Raw genomic sequence first — 19,492 nt, forward strand, 5'->3', positions numbered from 1 at the left:
CGTTGCTGCGGTAACGGCGGCTTTGGGTTCCGCTCTTACAGCGGCTCACTTTTGGAAGAGCCCAAACGTAAGCAAAAGGCTCTCGCCCCACCACTCGGTGCCTCGCCTAGGCTCGGCATGCCCTCACTCCGGCCAGCGTGGTCGACGGGGCGCTGTAGATCAAAAGCCAGGTCAAAAGCCGGATCAAAAGCATCGCTTTGCGGGCTTCCGGCCGGGTGGGTTGGTTGCGGCGGTGCTTGCTTTCAGTGTGCTTTCGGCTCACGCCGAGGTTTTGCTCGAACGGGCTCAATCCCGTGGCACGCTCAATGTCTGCACCAGTGATGAGTTTCCTCCGTTCAAGATGCTGGATGCCCAGGGCAAGCCCAGTGGGTTGATCATGGATTTGATTGTTGATCTGCAGCAGCAGTTGTCTGCTCGGGTCGGTCAACCGTTGAAGTTGTCGTTGGTGCAGGTCAATCCGCTCAATCGTTTGTTGTTTCTCGATCAGGGACGTTGCGAGGTGTTGGTGACGTCCTTGTTGGACACGCCAGCCCGGCGTCGGGAAGTGGATTTTGCCAGTCCGGGGTTTTATAGCTCGGCGGCCACGGTGTTTGCGCCGAAAAGTACGGCGGTGCCCGATTGGGAAAGTCTGCGCGGCAAGACGCTCTGCGCGCCGGCCACAAGTGTGTGGGTGCGGCCATTCGAAAGCCGCTACGGCGTGCAGTTCGCGTCGTTTAACGGCACCGCCGAGGTGCGCAAGGCGGTGGCTGACAGTCGCTGCCTGGGGGCGATGGGGGATGATGCGTTGTACAGCGCCCTCGCCCGTCAACCTGAGTGGGCCGACTACGAGGTCAAGCTGCCGGGGCAGGCACCGGCGCCGTGGGGGATTGCCCTGCGCAAGGGCCAGCCGGAGTTGTTGGCGGCGGTGTCGAACATTGTCGAAGGCTGGCATGCCAAGGGTCTGATCATCGCCTTGGAGCAGCGTTACGGTCTGGCGCCGAATGCCTGGGTCGCGCAGCAGCATGCGCAGGCACGCCATGAGTGAGGTCAACCTGCGCCTGTGGCTGGAACAGCATGGCCTGTCGCTGAGCATCGTCTGGGACCCGATGGACCGTCAGCGTTTTCTGCTGGGCCTGGGCCTGACCTTGCTGTTGTCACTGGCAAGTATCGCGCTGTCGCTGTTGATCGGTGTCGTCGGCGCCGCCGGCCTGGGTTCGCGCCAAGGTCTGTGGCGCGGGATCAGCGGCGCGTACGTGGCGTTGTTTCGCAACACGCCGCTGTTGGTGCAGTTGTTCTTTTTCTACTTCGGCGTCGGTGCGTTACTGCCGTTGGTGGACGGGGTGCGCCTGCTCAACGGCACGCAGTGGGCGATCATTGTGATCGCCCTGCACAGCGGCGCGTTCCAGGCAGTGAACCTGCGCGCCGGGATTGATGGGGTGCCACGCGCCACGCTCCAGGCGGCCGCCGCCCTGGGTATGCAGGAGCGCACCGTGCTGCGCCATATCGTGCTGCCGCTGGCGCTGCGCAATAGCCTGCCGGCGATGGGCAATACGGTGGTGCAGACCATCAAGTCCACCTCCATCGCCTACGCGATCGCGGTGCCGGAGTTGCTCTATGCGAGCAACCGAATCTGGTCGGATAACTTCAACGTCGCCGAGATGATGCAAGTGCTGTTGCTGGTCTGGCTGTTGTTGATCGGCCTCAGCAGTTGGCTGTTGCGCCGCCTGGAGTATCACCTGCGCCTGCCGGGCCAGGAGTTGCCGAATGCTGTCTGAACCTTCGCCACTGATGCTGCTGTGGCAGTGGGCCCCGGCGCTGCTGCAAGGCTTTGGCCTGAATATCCTGATGGGCGTCACCGCCATGTTGGTGGCGACGGTCTTCGGCGTCCTGCTTGGCAGCCTGCAAGTCAGTGCTCGCCCGGCTCTGCGCCGTGGTGCCGGACATCTGAGCCGTTTGCTGCGCAACCTGCCCTGGCTGGTGGTGATGTTTTACGTGGCCTACTTGCTGCCTTACGAAGTGCAGTGGGCCGGGCGCTGGTGGCAGTTGCCGGACTGGCTGAAAGTCGCGCTGGGCCTGGCGTTGCCCGCCATCGGCTACGTCTCGGAGATTGTGCGCGGAGGCGTGTACGCGGTGCCGTCGGGCCAGTGGGAGGCCGCCCAGGCCTTGGGGCTGCGCCACGGCCAGGCCCTGCGCTACGTGATCATTCCGCAGACCCTGCCAAGCCTGGTAGCGCCGTGGATGAACCTGTATTGCGCGGTGACCATGTCCACTTCCCTGGCCAATCTGCTGGGGGTGGAAGAGCTGATGACCACCCTGCAATCGCACCTCTCCAGCCAATTGCGCAGCGACCTGCTGCTGCCCGCCTATGGCGTGGTGTTTATCGCGTTCTTTCTCTACATCTATCCCCTTTCACGCTGGGCCAAACGGCTGGAACGCCGATGAGCCTTTCGACGAGTACCACGACCATGCGCGACGACACCCTGTTGACCCACCTCGGCCGTGATCCGGCCAACCATGCCGGTACCGTCAACACCCCGGTGTATCGCAGCTCGACCTTTATCTGGCCCGACACCAGCACCCTGACAAACCACCTCCAGCAGGCCGATGACCCGCACTACCGCGGGCATATCTATGGACGTAACGGCAACCCCACCACCGCCGCGTTCGAAGACGCCGTGGCCGAATTGGAGGGAGGCTTTCGAGGGCTGATCATGCCCAGCGGCCTGGCGGCGATTGTCGGTGCGGTGTTGGCCGTGGCGCGGGCCGGCGACCATATTCTGGTCACCGACAACTGCTACTGGCATGCGCGCCAGGTGTTCGACCAAATCCTGCCGCGCTATGGCATCCAGGCCAGCTATTTCGCGCCGATGCTCGGCGCGGATATCGCCGGCTTGCTGCGCCCGAATACACGCCTGGTGTATGCCGAAGCGCCCGGTTCAAGTACGTTCGAAGTGCAGGATATTCCCGCCCTCGCCCACGCGGCCCACGCCCATGGCGCGCTGCTGATGCTCGATAACACCTGGGCCACGCCGCTGTTTTTCAAGGCGTTTGAACACGGCGTGGATATCTCGATCCATGCCGCCACCAAGTACCTGGTGGGCCACAGCGACGCGATGCTCGGCGTGATCGTCACCACGCAAGCGCTTTACCCCGGCGTGCGCGAAACCGTGCGTCAGCTGGGCTATATCGCCAGTGCCGACGACGCCTACCTGGGCCTGCGTGGCCTTCGCACCCTCGGCGTGCGCCTGCGCCAGCACGAGCGCTCGGCACTGACCGTTGCGCAGTGGTTGCTACAGCGTCCGCAAGTCGCCCAAGTGCTGCATCCGGCCTTACCGGGCGCGACGGGACACGACGTGTTCAAACGCGACTTTCTCGGTTCCACCGGCCTGTTCGGCGTGGTGCTCAAACCCATCTCAGAACCGCAAACCAAAAGCTTTCTGGAAAGCCTTCGGCTGTTCGCCATGGGCGCCAGTTGGGGCGGTTTCGAAAGCCTGATCCGCCAGCAGCAACGCCACCCTTCGGCCCAGATTGAACCCGGCGTGTTGCTGCGCCTGCACGTGGGCCTTGAAGCCGTCGAAGACCTGATCGCCGACCTGCAACAAGGCCTTGAACGCCTGACTGTCACCCCACCTGCCCCAAGGAGTCTGCCATGAGCCAAACACTGCCCACCCACTACAGCATTTGCCCGCTGCTGGTCGCGTCCAACATCGCCGTGGAACTCGGCTGGCTGGATGAGGAATACCAGCGCGTCGGTGCCGAAGCGATCTACCTGCGCTCGCTGCCCGATAACCAGGGTTGGCTGCCGCACTTCACCCATGGCGAGTCGCGGTTGATTCGTGACGGCGGCGCCGTGCCCGCCCTGTGGGCCCGTGCGGACCAGGCCGACACGCTGCTGGTGGCCACCACCGCGAGCCAATGCGCCGGGCAGATTCTGGTACGCGCCGACGGGCGTATCCGCCAGGTCGCGGACCTATTCGGCAAACGCATCGGCGTCCCGGTCAGCCGTAACAAGGCGCGGGTGGATGTGCTCAAGGCGCTCGCCGAGCATGGCCTGTTCAATGCGCTGCAACTGGCCGGACTGGAGCCGTCTCAAGTGCGGCTGATCGAGCTGGAGGACGAAGGCGATCCCCACACTTTGCAGCCGGCCGCGCGGCCATCGGCGTTCTGGGCGCAATTGCACGGCCTGCACGGCAAGCCGGGCCAGGAAGTCCGTGCATTGGCTGAAGGCCGTGTGGAGGCGGTGCATATCGCCGCGGGGCACGTGCCGGCGTTGCTCGCCAGCGGTGAATTCACGGTGATCGAAGACCTGGAGCGCTACCCCGACTGGACCCTGAAAAACCACAACGGCCCCTACGCCACCACCGTCAACCGTGCCTTTGCCGAACAACACCCCCAGGTAGTCGTGGCGTTCCTGCGTGCGGCGATCCGCGCGGGGCGCTGGATCAACCAGCACCGCGAGGCCGCCGCTGAGTTGTTCACCCGCGTGACGTTCCTGCCGGATGCCGGGTTTATCCGCCAGGCCATCGCCGAGCTGGATTTTGTACCGCAACTGGGCCCGCAGAACCTCGCCGCGCTGGAGCTGAAAAAGGATTTCCTGGTGCAGCGCGGTTTCTTGCAGAACGACTTCAGCGTGCATGAGTGGGCCCGGCCCGACTTCCTCGCCCAGGCCCACGCCGGGCTCTAACATTCCAACCAAGGACGAACAATGATTGCTCAGTACCGTAAAACCCTGCTCGCCAGCCTGCTGCTGGCCGACTCCACGTGGGCCGCGCAATCCGCCAGCTCCACCGAACCGCAACTGAGCAAGGTCGAGGTGGTCGGCGCACGCGTCACCGAAGCCAGCGCCGCCATCGGCGAAGATAAGATCAGCAACACCCTGAGCATCTCGCACCAGGCGCTGCTGTCGGCGCCGGCGGGCACCTCGGGGCTGAAAATGCTCGAAGCGCTACCGGGCTTCAACGTGCAGGTCAACGATGCGCTGGGCTTGTATGAGTTCGGCAACTCGGTGTTCGTGCGGGCGTTCAATTTGCAGCAGATCGGTTTTTCCATCGACGGCGTGCCGTTGGGCCGTACCGACCAGTTTGGCGGCAGCCCGATCTATCGCTACGTCGACAACGAAAACACCGAACGGGTCACGGCCTCTACCGGGGCCGGGGATGTGTCGCAATCGGGCTATGCGTCACTGGGTCCGTATGTGGATTACCAGACCAGCAACCCCACGGTGAAGCCTGGCGTGAGCCTGTCCTATACCTTGGGCAGCGACAGTCTGCGGCGCAGTTTCGTCAAGTTGCAAAGCGGCGAATACCAAGGCCTGTCAGCGTATTTCAGCCGTTCAAAAATCGACGGCGACCTGTGGCGCGGCCCCGGTACCATCGATCGCGAACACTTGGAGGCCAAAGTGCGTTATCGCTTCGGTGATCGCGATGAAGTGTGGCTGCGCGCGGTGCACAACTCGTTCTACGACTATGACTCGCCCTACGTCAGCATCGCCCAGTACGACGGCAGCGCCAACGACCTCTTCGGGCGTTCGGGCCGTTACTTCGCCTACCTGGACAGCCTTCCCGATCTACCCGAAAGCGTGCCGGGTGTGCGCTACAGCAACACCGGCTACAACCAGTTCTACAAACAGGCGGTGAACCAGCGGCGCGACACCTTGTACAGCCTCGGCGGCCAGTTCGAGATCCGTCCGGACCTGCTCAACTACACCACCCTGTACTACGAAGCCAAGAAGGGCTTTGGCGTGTCGCCCGAGGCCTACGCCACCTCCCTGGCGCTGCACAATGCCGAAAGCAATGTGGACGGTCTGTTCACCCCCAAAGGCGTGCAATACGGGCTGTCGTCCCTGAGCGGGCACCGGTTCGGGGGGCGTACCGGGCTGCAATGGGAAGTGGGTCAACACCAGATCGACACCGGGCTGTGGGCCGAGACCGATGTGTTCAACCGCCAGCAAGGCCGCTACAACCTCACCGATGGCAGCCCGGCTGGCGAGCCGCTGTTCAATGAACCGGTGCACCTGCAAGGGGATTTCAGCTCCACGCGCAATTCGTTGCAGTACCACCTCAAGGACACCTGGACCCTGCTCGATGATCGCCTGCGCCTGCAATTCGGCTTCAAGAGCCTGAACCTCAAGTACCGCATCGAGGGCTATCGCAACGCCGGTGACTACATCAACAACCGCCAGCCGCGCCTGGCGACCCAGTGGAACGACGCCTTCCTGCCCCAGGCCGGGCTGGTCTACAACCTCACCGACGACACCCAAGTGTTCGCCTCTTACTCGGAAAACATGGCCCTGCCCCGTGGCGCCGACGACATTTTCCGCGCTGCCAGCCCCAGCGCACCGCCGCCGGATGCCGAACGGGCTAAGAACTACGAGGTGGGTTATCGCATCAACCGTCCGACCTTCAACGCCGCCTGGGCGCTGTACCGCACCGACTTCGACAACCGCCTGCAAGCCTTTGCCTCAGCGGTGCCCGGCAGCAGCCAGGTGGAAACCTACTACCAGAACGTCGGCAAGGTGCAGGCCTACGGCACGGAGCTGAGCGGTCAATGGAAACCACCGATCCTGGCCGACAAGGTAGTGCTCAACGGCAACCTGACCTACAACAAATCCACCTTCCAGAACGATGCCGCCGGCCTGTCGATCCGTGACAATGACGTGCCCGACAGCCCCCGCTGGCTGGCACAGGCCGGGGTTACTTACGAGCTGGCACCGTGGGCGTTGCTTAACTTTTCGGCGCGCTACATCGGCGAGCGCTACAGCAACTTCACCAACAGTGAATCGGTGCCCGGCTACACCCTGTACAACGCCTACCTGGACCTGGGCGGCGAGCGCGTGCATTACGGCCCGCTGAAAAACGTCAAGTTGCGCTTTAACGTCGACAACCTGTTCGACAAGGACTACCTGGGCTACATCCTCACCAGCACCAGCGGCCCCGCCGTGTTCCGACCCGGCTCGCCGCGCACCTTCCAAAGCACCTTGAGCATGGAGTTTTGAACATGACCAAGCGCCTGCTGATCCTCGCCTTGTTGCCGTTTCTGGCCCACGCGCAAGTGAGTCCCACGACCCTCGCCCTGCACCAGCGCCTGCTGGTGCTGGACAGCCACCTCGACACACCGCTGACCCTGACCCGCCCCGGTTGGAACATCCTGGAGCGCCACGACTACGAACAGGACGGCAGCCAGGTCGACCTGCCGCGCATGCGCGAAGGCGGCCTGGATGGTGGCTTTTTTGCGGTCTACACCCCTCAGGGCCCACGCACCGAGGAGGGCCGTGCCTACGCCAGCGCGTATGGCCTGGCCACCCTCACGCGCATCCGCGACGTCATCGACCGCAACCCCGACAGCTTTGCCCTGGCCCTCACCGCCGACGACGCCCGGCGCATCGCCGCCCAAGGCAAGCGCGTAGTGTTTATCAGCATGGAAAACGCCGACCCGCTGAGCTCCGATCCCGAGTTGCTCAACACTTACTACCGCCAAGGCCTGCGCATGCTCGGCCTGGTGCATTTCATGAACAACGACCTTGCCGACTCGGCCACCGCCCTGCCGGAATGGAAAGGCCTGAGCCCCAAGGGCCGCGACCTGGTGCAGCGAGCCAACCGCCTGGGCATCCTGCTGGACGTGTCCCACGCCAGCGACGCGGTGTTCGACCAGATGCTGGCGTTGTCCAGCGCCCCACTGATCGCCTCCCACTCCAGCAGCCGCGCGGTCAACCCGCACCCGCGCAACCTCGACGACAACCGCGTGCGCCAACTGGCGGCCAAGGGCGGTGTCATCCAGGTCAACGCCTACAGCGACTACCTGATCCCCCTCACGCCCAACCCGGAACGCAACAAAGCCATGGCCGCCCTCGGTGCACGCTTTCACAACCTTGCCGCCCTGGGTCCAGAACAGATCAAGGCGCTCTACCAAGAACGCGACACCCTCAACCAACGCTTCGCCCAACCCAAGGCGAGCCTGGATGTGTTCATGAAGCACCTGCTGCATTTGCTCGAAGTGGCCGGCCCCGATCACGTCGGCATAGGCGCCGACTGGGATGGCGGCGGTGGCGTGACCGGGCTGGAAGATGTCAGCCAGTTGCCGGTAATTACCCAGCGGTTGTTGGATGCCGGGTATAGCGAGGCGCAGATCGCGAATATCTGGAGTGGGAATTTGTTGCGGGTGTTGCAGGCGGCGCAATCCGCCGCCCTGTAGCGTTAACCTACTGCCACCCTCCCCCCATCACCTTATACAAACTCACCCGATTACTCTGCTCCGCCAGGCGCAGGGTGATCAGGTCCTGCTGGGCGCTGTACAGCGAGCGCTGGGAGTCCAGGGCTTCGAGGTAGCTTTGCGAGCCGGCGCGGTAGAGCGCGTCGGACAGGTCGTAGCTCTTCTGGCTGGCATCGGTCAGCGCTTGCTGGGCGGTGAGGCGTTGGTCCAGGGTGCTGCGCACGGCCAGGGCATCGGCGACTTCCTTGAATGCGGTTTGCAGGGTTTGCTGGTAGGTCTGCACTTGAATCTCTTTCTCGACCTTGGCCGCATCCAGGGTCGCGCGGTTACTGCCGGCATCGAAGATCGGCACGCTGATACTCGGGGCGAAGGTCCAGGCGCCGCTGCCGGCCTTGAACAGGCTGGACAGTGACGAACTGGCGGAGCCCGCATTCGCGGTGAGGCTGATGCTGGGGAAAAACGCCGCACGGGCCGCGCCAATGTCGATATTCGCGGACTTGAGGCTGTGCTCCGCCGCGAGTACATCGGGGCGTCGCTGCAACAGGCTCGATGGCAGCTCGGCCGGCACCTGCACCAACGCCGCCGCCGATTGCAGATGGGTGTCGGGCAGCAGGGCGTCGGGAATGTCGCTGCCAACCAGCAGGCGCAAGGCGTTGCGGTCCTGGAGAATCTGGCTCTGATACTCGGCCACATCGACCCGCGCTGACTCGACGGTGGTTTGCGCCTGGGCCACAGCCAACGCCGTGGAACCACCCAGGGCGTGGCTGCGCTGGGTCAGTTCGTAGGTGGATTGCTGGCTGGCCAGGGTTTCCTCGGCCAGTTGCAGGTGCTCGTTGTCGGCGGCCAGGGTCAGCCAGGCGGTGGCCACTTCGGCCACCAGGCTGATTTGCGTGCTGCGCCGGGTTTCGGTCAGTGCCAGGTAGTCTTCCAGCGCTTCGTCCTGCAGGTTCTGCACGCGGCCGAACACGTCGACTTCATAGCTGCTCAGCCCCAGCTGGGCACTGTAGTCGTGGCTGGTGACGGCCGTGCCGCTGCTGGACAGCGAACCCGGCGTGCGGCTGTGAGTACCGCTGACGCTGGCGTCGATGGTCGGGAACGCCGCGGCCCGCTGGATGCGGTATTGCGCCTGGGCCTTCTCGATATTCAGGCTGGCCAGGCGCAGGTCGCGGTTATTGGCCATCGCCAGGGTTTGCAGTTGTGCCAAGCGGCGGTCGGTAAAGAACTGCTGCCACTGGATGTCGGCCGGCACCTCACCCTGCACGCCCGCTTGCCATTCGCCAGGCACCGGGGCTTCAGGCTGTTGATACTGCGGCGCCAGGTTGATGCAGCCGCTCAGGACCAAGGCGGCCACTAACGGACAGAGAAAGCGGATCATGCGTCACCTTTTTCGACAGTGGGCGTCGTGCTGACACGGCCAAAGCGGCGGCGGATCAACACAAAAAACAGCGGTACAAAGAAGATCCCCAGCACCGTGGCGCTGAACATGCCGCCCAGCACACCGGTACCGATGGCGCGACGCCCGGCGGAACCTGCGCCACTGCTCACGGCCAGGGGCAGCACGCCGAACATGAAGGCCAGCGAGGTCATCAGGATCGGCCGCAAGCGCTGGCGCACGGCAATCAGCGTCGCCTCGCGAAGGCTGTTGCCCTGCTCTTGCAGGTGCTTGGCAAATTCGACGATCAGGATCGCGTTTTTCGCCGCCAGCCCAACGGTGGTCAGCAGGCCGACCTGGAAGTACACGTCATTGCTCAACCCGGTCAATCGCGTGGCCAACACCGCGCCAACGATGCCCAGCGGCACCACCAGAATCACCGAGAACGGCACCGACCAGCTCTCGTACAGTGCGGCCAGGCACAGGAACACAAACAGGATGGACACCGCATACAGCAACGGCGCCTGGGATCCGGAAAGACGCAGTTGGTAGGACTGGCCGGTCCACTCGTAGCCGATGCCATCGGGCAGTTGCCGAGCAATCGCTTCCACCGCGTCCATCGCAGCGCCGGAGCTCACGCCGGGCGCCGGGTCGCCTACCACTTCCAGGGAGGATGTGCCGTTGTAGCGCTCCAGCAAAGGCGAGCCATAGCTCCAGGCACTGCTGGCAAATGACGAAAACGGCACCATTTCACCGTTGCTGTTGCGCACGAACCAGTGATCCAGATCCGCCGCTTGCATGCGGGTGCTGGCGTCGCCCTGCACGTAGACCTTCTTCACGCGGCCCTGGTTGAGGAAGTCGTTCACATACGTGCCGCCCAACGCCGTGGACAAGGTGCTGTTGATGTCGCTGGTGCTCAGGCTCAAGGCCCCCGCCTTGCGGTCATCGATGCTGATTTTGAGTTGCGGTGCGTCGTCCAGGCCATTGCTGCGTACGCCCAGCAGGCGCGGGTCTTGCCTGGCCAGCGCAATAAACTGCTCGCGCGCCGCCACCAACGCATCGTGGCCAAGACCGGCGAGGTCCTTGAGCTGCAAATCAAACCCTGAACTCTGGCCCAGGCCGCGCACGGCGGGCGGTTGCATCACGAACACATCGGCATCGCCAATGCTTGCCAGTGCCAACGTGGCGCGTTGGGCAATCGTAGCGGCATCGTCTGAGCGCTCACTCCAGTCCTTCAAGCGAATAAACGCGCGCGCGGTGTTCTGGCTGTTGCCGCCCATGCCCAGCCCGCTGATGCTGATCATCGCCTCGACTTCCGGCTGCTTGAGCATGTACTGCTCGAACTGGTGCAACACCGCCTGGGTACGGCTGTCGGTGGCCCCCACCGGCAGCTGGATTTGCGCCATGAGAATGCCCTGATCCTCATCCGGCAGGAACGAGGTAGGCAAGCTGGCGTAACCCGCCGCCATGGCTGCAGCGATCAGCGCGTACACCACCAGGCTGCGGCGTGAGCGTTGCAGGACACCGCCAACCAACGTTTCATACGCGCGGGAGCAACGATCAAAGGAACGATTGAACCAGCCGAAAAAGCCCCGTTGAACGGCGTGCCCTGGTTTGAGCAGCGTGGCGCACAGTGCTGGCGTGAGGGTCATCGCAACCACCACCGAAAGCACCATGGCCGAGACGATGGTCACCGAAAACTGCCGATAGATAATCCCGGTGGAGCCCCCAAAAAACGCCATGGGAATAAACACCGCACTCAACACCAGGGCGATGCCGACCAGCGCGCTGGTGATTTCATCCATCGACTGCCGCGTGGCCGCCAGGGCCGACAAGCCCTGCTCGGCCATCACCCGTTCGACGTTTTCCACCACCACAATCGCATCGTCGACCAGCAACCCAATGGCCAGGACCATGGCAAACATGGTCAGGGTATTGATCGAGTACCCGAACAACGCCAACACGCCAAACGTGCCCAACAGAACCACCGGCACCGTGATCGCCGGGATCAGCGTAGCGCGCAGGTTTTGCAGGAACAGGAACATGATCAGCACCACCAGCACGATGGCCTCGCCCAGGGACTTGACCACTTCCTCGATGGACAGGCTCACAAAGGGCGTGGTGTCGTAGGCGATCACGTTCTTCAATTGCATTTCAGTGGGGTAAAACGGCGCCAGCTCCTTGAGCTTGGCCTTGACCGCCTCGCCCACGTCCAGCGCATTGGCGCCCGCCGCCAGTTGCACGCCCATGGCGGCGGCCGGCTTGCCGTTGAGGGCCGAGTTGATGTCATAACTCTCGCTGCCCAACTCCACGGTCGCCACGTCGCCGAGCAGCACTACCGCGCCGTCGCTGCTGGACTTGATCACCACGTTGCGGAACGCTTCGGCCGTTTGCAGCTTGCTGCGCGCGCTGATGGTGGCATTGAGTTGCTGCCCCTTCACCGCCGGCAATGCGCCGAGTTGGCCGGCTGACACTTCGGTGTTTTGCGCCTCCAGCGCAGAGCTCACATCCGACGGCATCAGCGCGTATTTTTCCAGTAGCGCCGGGTCCAGCCAGATGCGCATGGCGTAGCCAGAACCGAGGGTCTGTACGTCGCCCACGCCGTCGATACGGCTGATGGAATCGAGCAAGGTGCTGGAGATGTAGTCACCAATCTGGGTCCCGGTGACGCTGGGATTATCCGAGGCCAGGGCGGCAATCATCAAAAAGTCCGAACCGCCCTTGGTCACGGTCAAGCCTTCGCTCTGCACCGACTGCGGCAAGCGCGATTCGGCCTGTTGCAGCTTGTTCTGCACCTGCATCTGCGCCACATCCGGGTCGGTGCCGGCGCCAAAGGTCAGGCTGATACTGGCGCTGCCCGCCGAACTGCTGGAGGCGGACATGTAGGTCAGGTTGTCCAGGCCTTTCATTTGCTGCTCGATGACCTGGGTCACCGAGTCTTCGACGGTCTTGGCCGACGCGCCGGTGTAGGTGGCGGAAATACGCACGGTGGGCGGCGCGATGTCCGGGTACTGCTCCAGCGGCAACTGGCTGATGGATAACGCACCGCCGAGCATGATGACGATGGCGATGACCCAGGCGAAAATCGGTCGATCAATAAAGAAACGCGCCATGTTCAACCCTCCTGCGCCAGGGCGCCGGCATCTGCGGCCTGGGTCTGGACCACGGCGCCGATGCGGACTTTTTGCCCACCCTCGACGATCACCTGGTCACCGGCCTTCAAACCGGCGGTCACCCACCACTGGTTGCCCACGGCGCGGTCAACGGTGAGCACGCGTTGCTCGACCTTGCCGTCAACCACCAGCAACACCGAGGTCACGCCGCTGGCGCTGCGGCTCACGGCTTTTTGCGGAATCAGGATCGCCTGGTCATCGCGGGCCTGCTCCAACACGCCGCGCACGTACATGCCGGGCATCAGCAAATGCTCCGGGTTGTCGAATACCGCGCGCAAGGTCACGGTGCCGGTGCCCTGGTTGACGCTGACCCCGCTGAACTTGAGGCGGCCGTCGTGGTTGTAGGCGCTGCCGTCATCCAGCTTGAGGCTGATGCGGGCCTCGCCGTCAGCGTTGGCCTGCAACACGCCACTAGCCAGGTCGCGCTTGAGGGCCAGCAATTCGGTAGTGGACTGGGTCACATCCACATAGATCGGGTCGAGTTGCTGCACGGTCGTGAGTGCGGTGTCCTGGTTGGCCACCACCAGCGCACCGGGTGTCACGGTAGACGTTTCGATGCGCCCCGCGACCGGCGACGTGATGCGGGTATAGGCCAGGTTGATGCGGGCGGTGTCGAGGTCGGCCTGGGCCACCTGCACGTCAGCGGCGGCGGTCAGCAGGGTGGCCTGTGAGTCCTCGTTGGTTTGCTGGCTGATGGCGTCGATCTTCACCAACTGGGCGTTACGCGCGGCGGTGGTCTGTGCCGACTTTAACGTGGCGCGCGCCTTGGCCAGGCTCGCCTGGGCCTCAGCCAGCGCCGCTTTGTACGGTGCCGCATCTAGTTGGTACAGCGCCTGCCCGGCTTTCACCTCGGCGCCTTCGACAAACAGGCGCTGTTGCACGATCCCGCCGACCTGCGGGCGAATCTCGGCGACCATAAAGGCCTGGGTACGCCCGGCCAGTTCAGTGGTCCGCACCTGGCTCTTGGGTTCCACGGTGATCACCGAGACTTTGGGGGCAGCGACTTCGGGCGCGGGGTCGCCAGCCGAGCAGCCACCGAGCAGCACCAGAATGATGACGGACAGGAGAACCGCGGCGGTTACCAGGTATTTGGCGAAGAATTTGGTCGACATAGTTGCCTCTGCAAGACGGGGTGGTGCAAGCCTTACCCTCATGCTGCAAGGCAAATGTGCAGGAAAATTGAAGATTGCCGACCTGGGTTGAATCTTTCGTCCGTGGGGGCCTAAATGGACGCGTCCCTTTTGTTACGGCCCCCATTCATGAAGTTGAGTATCTCCACCAAGTTGTTTGTCGCGGTGCTGGCCGGTGTGTTGCTGGTCATCCTGAGCATGGGCCTGGCCACCAGTTGGAGTTTTGGTCGGGGGTTCCTGGGCTTTATCAATGAGCAGGCAATGGAGCGCATGGCCCAGGTGGTGCCGCGCCTGGCCACGGCTTACCAACGTGAGGGCAATTGGGACTTTCTGCGCAATCGGCCGGATCGCTGGTTTGACGTCATGCGGCCCGACCCGGATGCCGCGCGTGCGACGGATGATTTGCGCCCCCCGCTGGCCTCGGACTTGACCGGTGCACTGTTTCGCATCGCCCTCCTCGATAAAGACAAGAAACGCGTCACCGGTTACCCGGCCATTGGCGAAGATGCGCTGGTACAGCCCGTGGTGGTGAACAGCGAAACCGTCGGCTGGCTGGCCGTCACGCCATTCCAGAGCGTGACCGAAGCCGGCGGCGAACGCTTCCAGCAGTACCAACTGCGCACCAGCCTGGTGATCGGCGTGTTCTCGTTGCTGCTGGCGATGCTGATAGCCTGGTGGATCGCCCGCACACTGCTGGAGCCGGTCAAGCGCGTGGCCGCCGCCACCCACCGCTTGGCCAGCGGCGACTACAGCAGTCGCGTGGCCGTGGCCTCCGACGACGAAGTCGGCCAACTGTCCCGCGACTTCAACCAATTGGCCTACACCCTGGAGCGCAACGAGAAAATGCGCCGAGAATTTATGGCCGATGTCTCCCATGAACTGCGCACCCCGCTGTCGGTTCTGCGTGGCGAACTGGAGGCGATCGAGGACGGTGTGCGCAGCCTTGACCAAAGCTCAATGAAGTCGCTGCAAGGCGAAGTCAGCATGCTCAGCAAGCTGGTGGATGACCTGTATGAACTGTCGCTGGCGGACGTAGGCGCCCTGACCTACCGCAAGGCCCCATGCCTGCTGAACGACCTGCTCGAAAACAGCCTGGCGATGTACCGGGACCGCTTCACCGCCCGCCAGTTGCAGATCGACCTGGAGTTGCCGCGCCAGCCCGTGGAGTTGCTGGCGGATGCCAGTCGCTTGCAGCAATTGTTTTCCAACCTGCTGGAAAATGCCGTGCGCTACACCGACGTCAACGGCACGTTGCGCATCAGTGTCGGTGTCGACCGCGACACGGTGCGTATCGACTTTCTCGACTCCGGGCCGGGCGTGTCCGCAGACCAGTTGCCGCGCTTGTTCGAGCGGTTCTACCGCGGCGAGTCATCGCGCAACCGTGAGCATGGCGGCGCTGGCCTGGGCCTGGCAATCTGCCGCAGCATCGCCAACGCCCACGATGGCAGCCTGGTTGCCGACCACTCGCCCTATGGCGGCCTGTGGCTGATCCTGCGCCTGCCCCGGAGCCTGTGAACCATGAACGATGAACAGCCGATCCTGATCGTCGAAGACGAACCCAAACTCGCCGCCCTGATGCGGGACTACCTCGAGGCGGCCGGCTACACCACGCTGTGCCTGGACAATGGCCTGCACGTGGTGCCCGCCGTGCGCGCCCACGAACCTAAATTAGTCCTGCTCGACCTGATGCTGCCCGGCCGTGACGGCATGCAGCTGTGCCAGGACCTGCGTGGTTTCAGCGCGGTGCCGATCATCATGATCACCGCCCGCGTCGAAGAAGTGGACCGCCTGCTCGGCCTGGAACTGGGCGCCGACGACTACATCTGCAAGCCCTTCAGCCCCCGTGAAGTGGTGGCGCGGGTCAAGGCCATCCTGCGCCGCAGCCCGCAGTTGCTGGACACCAGCGCGCCACGCCTGCTGATCGACGAGGCTCGCTACCAGGCCTCGCTGGACGGCATCACGCTGGACCTCACGCCCCTTGAATTGCGCCTGCTCAACACCTTCGCCCGCGCCGCCGGCCGCGTATTTTCCCGCGACCAATTGTTGGATCACATCTATTCCGACCACCGCGTGGTGACCGACCGCACGGTGGACAGCCATATCCGCAACCTGCGGCGAAAGCTGGAACAGGTGTGCCCTGGAGAAACGCCGATTGAGTCGTTGTATGGGGTGGGGTATCGGTTTCAGTTGGCTGAAAAGCGGCCACATGCCTGAAAACACTGCGGGTTCAAATGTGGGAGGGGCGGTGCGACGATTCGACTTGCCCCGGATAGCGGTGTGTCAGTCACTGATTTATTAACTGACCCACTGCTATCGGGGGTCGGGGGCAAGCCCCCTCCCACATTTGGTGCTTGGAGGATTGGGGTTACATCGGCGTGCTGCTGATAACCCGCAACGCCAGGCCCTCGTACGCATCCAGGGTAATGGTGAACTCACCCTCCGCCGTCAGATCCCCTTCAACCCGTTCGTTGATGATGTCCACCACCATCCCCGCCGCGATACCCGGCAGGTTGAGGGTTTCGGTGATCGGCGTCGCGCCGAAGTTCAGCGCGGTGATTTGCGTGCCCTTCCCGGCCGGCAAGTCGTGAACCATGATCAGCAGCGCCGGGTTTTCCACGTCTGGCACCAGGATCTGACGGCTGGCGGCGATGTCGTAGGCGCGGCGTACGGCTAAGATTTTTTGCAGCTGCGAGGCAAATGATTCGGGGTCCAGCAACTGGCTGTTCAGGCTGCCGTACAGGCTTTTCGAGCGCGGCATCTGGCCGGCCGACAATTCTGCGTCCGGGTTCAGGTCTACCAGGTCGTAGGCGCCGCGATGAATCCAGCGGGTGTCGCCGTCCTGCATCAAGTGCTCAACGTCGTCGGCCGCCAACGGCAGCGCCCCGACCAAATCCCAGCCGGACAAGGCAAACACCCCTGGCTGCATGGCGTTGTACATCACCAGCAGTAAATGGATCTGGCGGATCTGTTCGATATCCGCAGGCGTAATCGCGTCCAGGTCACGAATGCCCAGCGCCGCCGTGATGATGCTCGCCGTGGTGCAGGACACGCCATTGGTGACGAACTTAAGGTTGTACGGCGCATGCTCGCCCGTCAGGCGTTCGTACATCTGTTCGCGAATGTGCTCGCGCAGGATATTGCCGGGGAAGGTCTGGCCTTGGTAAAGGAAGCTGTCGTTGGCGTGCAGGGTCCAGAAGTGCACCAGTTCAAGGGTCAACTCGTCGTGATTCTGCAAGGCATGGATCAGCGAGCCAGGGTCGATGCCCTGACGGTGCATTTCACGCAGCATCAGGCGCAGGAACTCGGCATCGCCCATCAGCAGTGCATGCTGGTACGCGGGACGGGTGATGAAGTCATAGGACAGGTCGGCGCCGCCGTGGGACATGGAGGCGATATCGTCGACAGTGAGATTCAGCTCCTGAAAACTGAACCCTCCCGCCTTGCGAATCGCCCCGCCGAGCAGTTGGTTGCCGGTGATCGACAGGGGATGGCTCTCCGACCAGGCCGTGCCATCGAGCTTTCGTTCCACACCAAGGAAGCCGTTGGCGTCCAGGCGCAGGATCTTGGCACCCATCACGTCGATGGCGTGCAGGGCGTCGCCGATGATCATCTGCTGCGCGGCGAAGGTCGGGTCCAGCCAGTTGAGTGACGGCTGACCTTCCTTGAAGTAATGCAGGTACACCCAGCGACGCGGCTTGCCATCCACGCCGATGACCACGGGCGTGGTGCTCCAGTCGGTTTCCTTCACGCCAGGCTCAAAGAAGATCACCCGCTGCAATTGGCCGACGATGTAGTGCTTGTCGCGCAGGGCGTCCACTTGCAGCGGGCTGAGGTTCTGCGCATCGCGGCCCTCGGCCACGTCGGGCAGCAACGGCCAGTCTTCCTCACGAATTTCCACCATGTGGTAGAGGCCGGGGTAATCCTCGTACGCCATTTCGGCCAGGCGGAAATCCGCGCCCTTGCCGGTGTGGGACGGGATCACATCGTCAATGATCACCGCGTTGTGCGCCGCCGCCATGCGCGTCAACGCCTGCAACTGCGCCTCAGTGCCCAGCTGCGGGTCGATCTCGAAGCTGATGCGGTCGAAGTTGCCGTCGATGGTCGGCGTGTGCCGTGTCCCGCTCAGGCCACCGGACTTTTTCAGCGGGCCGTTATGAATGCCTTGGATGCCGATCTTCGACAAGGTATGCCACAGGGTTTCATCCCCCAGCGCCTCCAGCACCGTACCGCCCTCACGGGTCACGATCGAGGCCGGATAGGCGGTGAACCACACCGACGAGAGGGCCGTGGCGTCGCGCGGCCGTGTCTGTGCAAAGGGCTGCTGCCACAACCGGCCCTGCCCCGAATAGAGCTTGGCGCGCTGGCGGGCCGCATGCAGCATCGATTGTTCTACCAGCCAGTTCACATGGTTGTTTTCAGCAGCGGTCATAAGCTCGGTACCTGTCGTCGTGAAACGTTACTCGTAGACATATGAGGGGTACGGAGCCCATTCGTTGCATTGCAATGGCCGTCATTACGCCGTGGATCGACAGGATCGATTCTGAACAGAGCGGCCGCTCCCACAACGGATCGGCGTCGGCTATTTGACCAACCGCTTCTCCTTCGAGGGGCGATAGCCGAAATACGAGCTGTAGCACTTGCTGAAATGGCTCGGCGACACAAATCCGCACGCCACCAGCACTTCCACCTGTGACAACTCGGTGTGCTGCAACAACCGACGCGCTTCCGTCACTCGCAATTCCATGTAGTAGCGCTGCGGCGTGGTGCCCAGCTGTTCCTTGAACAACCGCTCAAGCTGGCGGCGGGAACGACCCGCGTAGACGGCGAGCTGGTCCAGTTCCAAAGGCTCTTCGAGGTTGGCGTCCATCAGCTTTACCACTTCACGCAACGGCGCGCTGACGCTGACATTTTCAGTGGGTTTGATACGCCGGTAGCGGGACTCCTCAAACGCCAGGATGTCCTCGATACCTTCGACCAGTGCTTTGCCATGCAGGCTCTTGATCCAGTCCAGGGCCATATGGAAAGCGCCTGAAGGGCTGGAGGCGGTCAGGCGGTCGCGGTCGATCACGTAGGGTTCACTGGTGACGTCGGTGGCTTTGGACACTTCCGCCAGCGCCGGGCGGTGTTCGGGGTGGATGGCGCAACGGTAGCCCTGCAACAGCCCTGCGCGACCAAGAAACCAAGCGCCGTTCCACAACCCCGCGAGGTGCACGCCGCGCTCGCCAGCGCTGCGCAGCAGTTGGATGAAATCCTCGCCGGCCTTGAGTTCAGTGCGAAAACCGCCGCAGATCACCAGCAAGTCCAAATCATGCAGCGCAGCAGCATCAAGGCACGCATCGGGGCGGATGACCAGACCCAGGTCGCTGATCACTTCGCCGTCGCCCCAACCAAACGTCCGCGAAGCGAACAGATCGGGACGCAGCAGGTTGGCGGTGACGAAGGTGTCGAGGGTCTGGGTGAACGCCGGAAGCGAGAAGTGTTCGAGCAACAGGAAGCCGACACGGGTGACCGATGCCGGTTGCGGGGTTTCATTGAGGTAGCGCAGGTTCTTGCCTTTCATGCCGCCGCTGAATTGACGTCTTTCCATCGAGGGTTGGCCCACTGTTATTGTTGATGCCGTGGGCGCCATC

General features: G+C 63.2%; 14 protein-coding genes. 9 read left to right on the forward strand and 5 right to left on the reverse strand.

Translation table 11 applies throughout. The features are described from left to right. The first annotated feature begins 232 nt into the window (after window positions 1–232). The 7 genes from G9Q84_RS29550 to G9Q84_RS13370 are packed head-to-tail and all read left to right on the forward strand — an operon-like array spanning window position 233 to window position 8,169. The gene (locus G9Q84_RS29550; RefSeq protein WP_143521224.1) at window positions 233–1,024 is read left to right on the forward strand and encodes a transporter substrate-binding domain-containing protein; all 792 of its coding nucleotides are present in this window, start codon (window positions 233–235) and stop codon (window positions 1,022–1,024) included. Next, window positions 1,017–1,754 carry an amino acid ABC transporter permease gene (locus tag G9Q84_RS13345; protein WP_203219272.1) on the forward strand — a complete coding sequence of 246 codons (738 nt, stop codon included), beginning with the start codon at window positions 1,017–1,019 and terminating at the stop codon, window positions 1,752–1,754. The genes G9Q84_RS29550 and G9Q84_RS13345 overlap by 8 nt, the downstream gene beginning before the upstream one ends. Further along, window positions 1,744–2,421: an amino acid ABC transporter permease gene (locus G9Q84_RS13350; protein ID WP_181643501.1), complete on the forward strand. Its 678-nt coding sequence runs from the start codon at window positions 1,744–1,746 to the stop codon at window positions 2,419–2,421. The genes G9Q84_RS13345 and G9Q84_RS13350 overlap by 11 nt, the downstream gene beginning before the upstream one ends. Beyond that, window positions 2,418–3,632 (forward strand): cystathionine beta-lyase, encoded by a 1,215-nt coding sequence (gene metC / locus G9Q84_RS13355; protein WP_241089473.1) that lies wholly within the window; start codon window positions 2,418–2,420, stop codon window positions 3,630–3,632. The genes G9Q84_RS13350 and metC overlap by 4 nt, the downstream gene beginning before the upstream one ends. Further along, window positions 3,629–4,663 carry an ABC transporter substrate-binding protein gene (locus tag G9Q84_RS13360; protein WP_181643502.1) on the forward strand — a complete coding sequence of 345 codons (1,035 nt, stop codon included), beginning with the start codon at window positions 3,629–3,631 and terminating at the stop codon, window positions 4,661–4,663. The genes metC and G9Q84_RS13360 overlap by 4 nt, the downstream gene beginning before the upstream one ends. 21 nt (window positions 4,664–4,684) lie before the next feature. Further along, complete coding sequence (locus G9Q84_RS13365) at window positions 4,685–6,973, forward strand: TonB-dependent receptor (RefSeq protein WP_181643503.1); 2,289 nt, start codon at window positions 4,685–4,687, stop codon at window positions 6,971–6,973. A 2-nt stretch (window positions 6,974–6,975) separates the two neighbouring features. After that, window positions 6,976–8,169, forward strand: a complete 1,194-nt coding sequence (locus G9Q84_RS13370) for a dipeptidase (protein ID WP_181643504.1) — start codon at window positions 6,976–6,978, stop codon at window positions 8,167–8,169. A 7-nt stretch (window positions 8,170–8,176) separates the two neighbouring features. On the opposite strand, the gene G9Q84_RS13375 is transcribed toward G9Q84_RS13370, so the two are convergent. The 3 genes from G9Q84_RS13375 to G9Q84_RS13385 are packed head-to-tail and all read right to left on the reverse strand — an operon-like array spanning window position 8,177 to window position 13,844. Next, window positions 8,177–9,562 carry an efflux transporter outer membrane subunit gene (locus G9Q84_RS13375; RefSeq protein WP_181643505.1) on the reverse strand — a complete coding sequence of 462 codons (1,386 nt, stop codon included), beginning with the start codon at window positions 9,560–9,562 and terminating at the stop codon, window positions 8,177–8,179. After that, the gene (locus tag G9Q84_RS13380) at window positions 9,559–12,672 is read right to left on the reverse strand and encodes an efflux RND transporter permease subunit (RefSeq protein ID WP_181643506.1); all 3,114 of its coding nucleotides are present in this window, start codon (window positions 12,670–12,672) and stop codon (window positions 9,559–9,561) included. Before G9Q84_RS13380 ends, G9Q84_RS13375 begins: the two co-directional genes overlap by 4 nt. 2 nt (window positions 12,673–12,674) lie before the next feature. Next, on the reverse strand, window positions 12,675–13,844 hold the full coding sequence (locus tag G9Q84_RS13385; protein WP_181643507.1) for an efflux RND transporter periplasmic adaptor subunit: 1,170 nt from the start codon (window positions 13,842–13,844) through the stop codon (window positions 12,675–12,677). A gap of 147 nt (window positions 13,845–13,991) precedes the next feature. Here G9Q84_RS13385 and baeS point away from each other — a divergent pair, with 147 nt between their 5' ends. Next, entirely contained in the window at window positions 13,992–15,377 is a 1,386-nt protein-coding gene (gene baeS, locus G9Q84_RS13390; RefSeq protein ID WP_181643508.1) for a sensor histidine kinase efflux regulator BaeS, read from the forward strand. A gap of 3 nt (window positions 15,378–15,380) precedes the next feature. After that, window positions 15,381–16,076: a response regulator gene (locus G9Q84_RS13395; protein WP_122765210.1), complete on the forward strand. Its 696-nt coding sequence runs from the start codon at window positions 15,381–15,383 to the stop codon at window positions 16,074–16,076. Between the two features lie 151 nt (window positions 16,077–16,227). Here G9Q84_RS13395 and treS read toward each other — a convergent pair whose 3' ends face one another. Both treS and G9Q84_RS13405 read right to left on the reverse strand, forming a co-directional pair. After that, window positions 16,228–18,291 (reverse strand): maltose alpha-D-glucosyltransferase, encoded by a 2,064-nt coding sequence (treS, locus tag G9Q84_RS13400; protein ID WP_095184679.1) that lies wholly within the window; start codon window positions 18,289–18,291, stop codon window positions 16,228–16,230. 150 nt (window positions 18,292–18,441) lie between these two features. Next, window positions 18,442–19,422 (reverse strand): GlxA family transcriptional regulator, encoded by a 981-nt coding sequence (locus tag G9Q84_RS13405; protein ID WP_095184678.1) that lies wholly within the window; start codon window positions 19,420–19,422, stop codon window positions 18,442–18,444. Window positions 19,423–19,492 lie beyond the last annotated feature (70 nt).

This window comes from Pseudomonas sivasensis (assembly GCF_013778505.1).
Taxonomy (GTDB): domain Bacteria; phylum Pseudomonadota; class Gammaproteobacteria; order Pseudomonadales; family Pseudomonadaceae; genus Aquipseudomonas; species Aquipseudomonas sivasensis.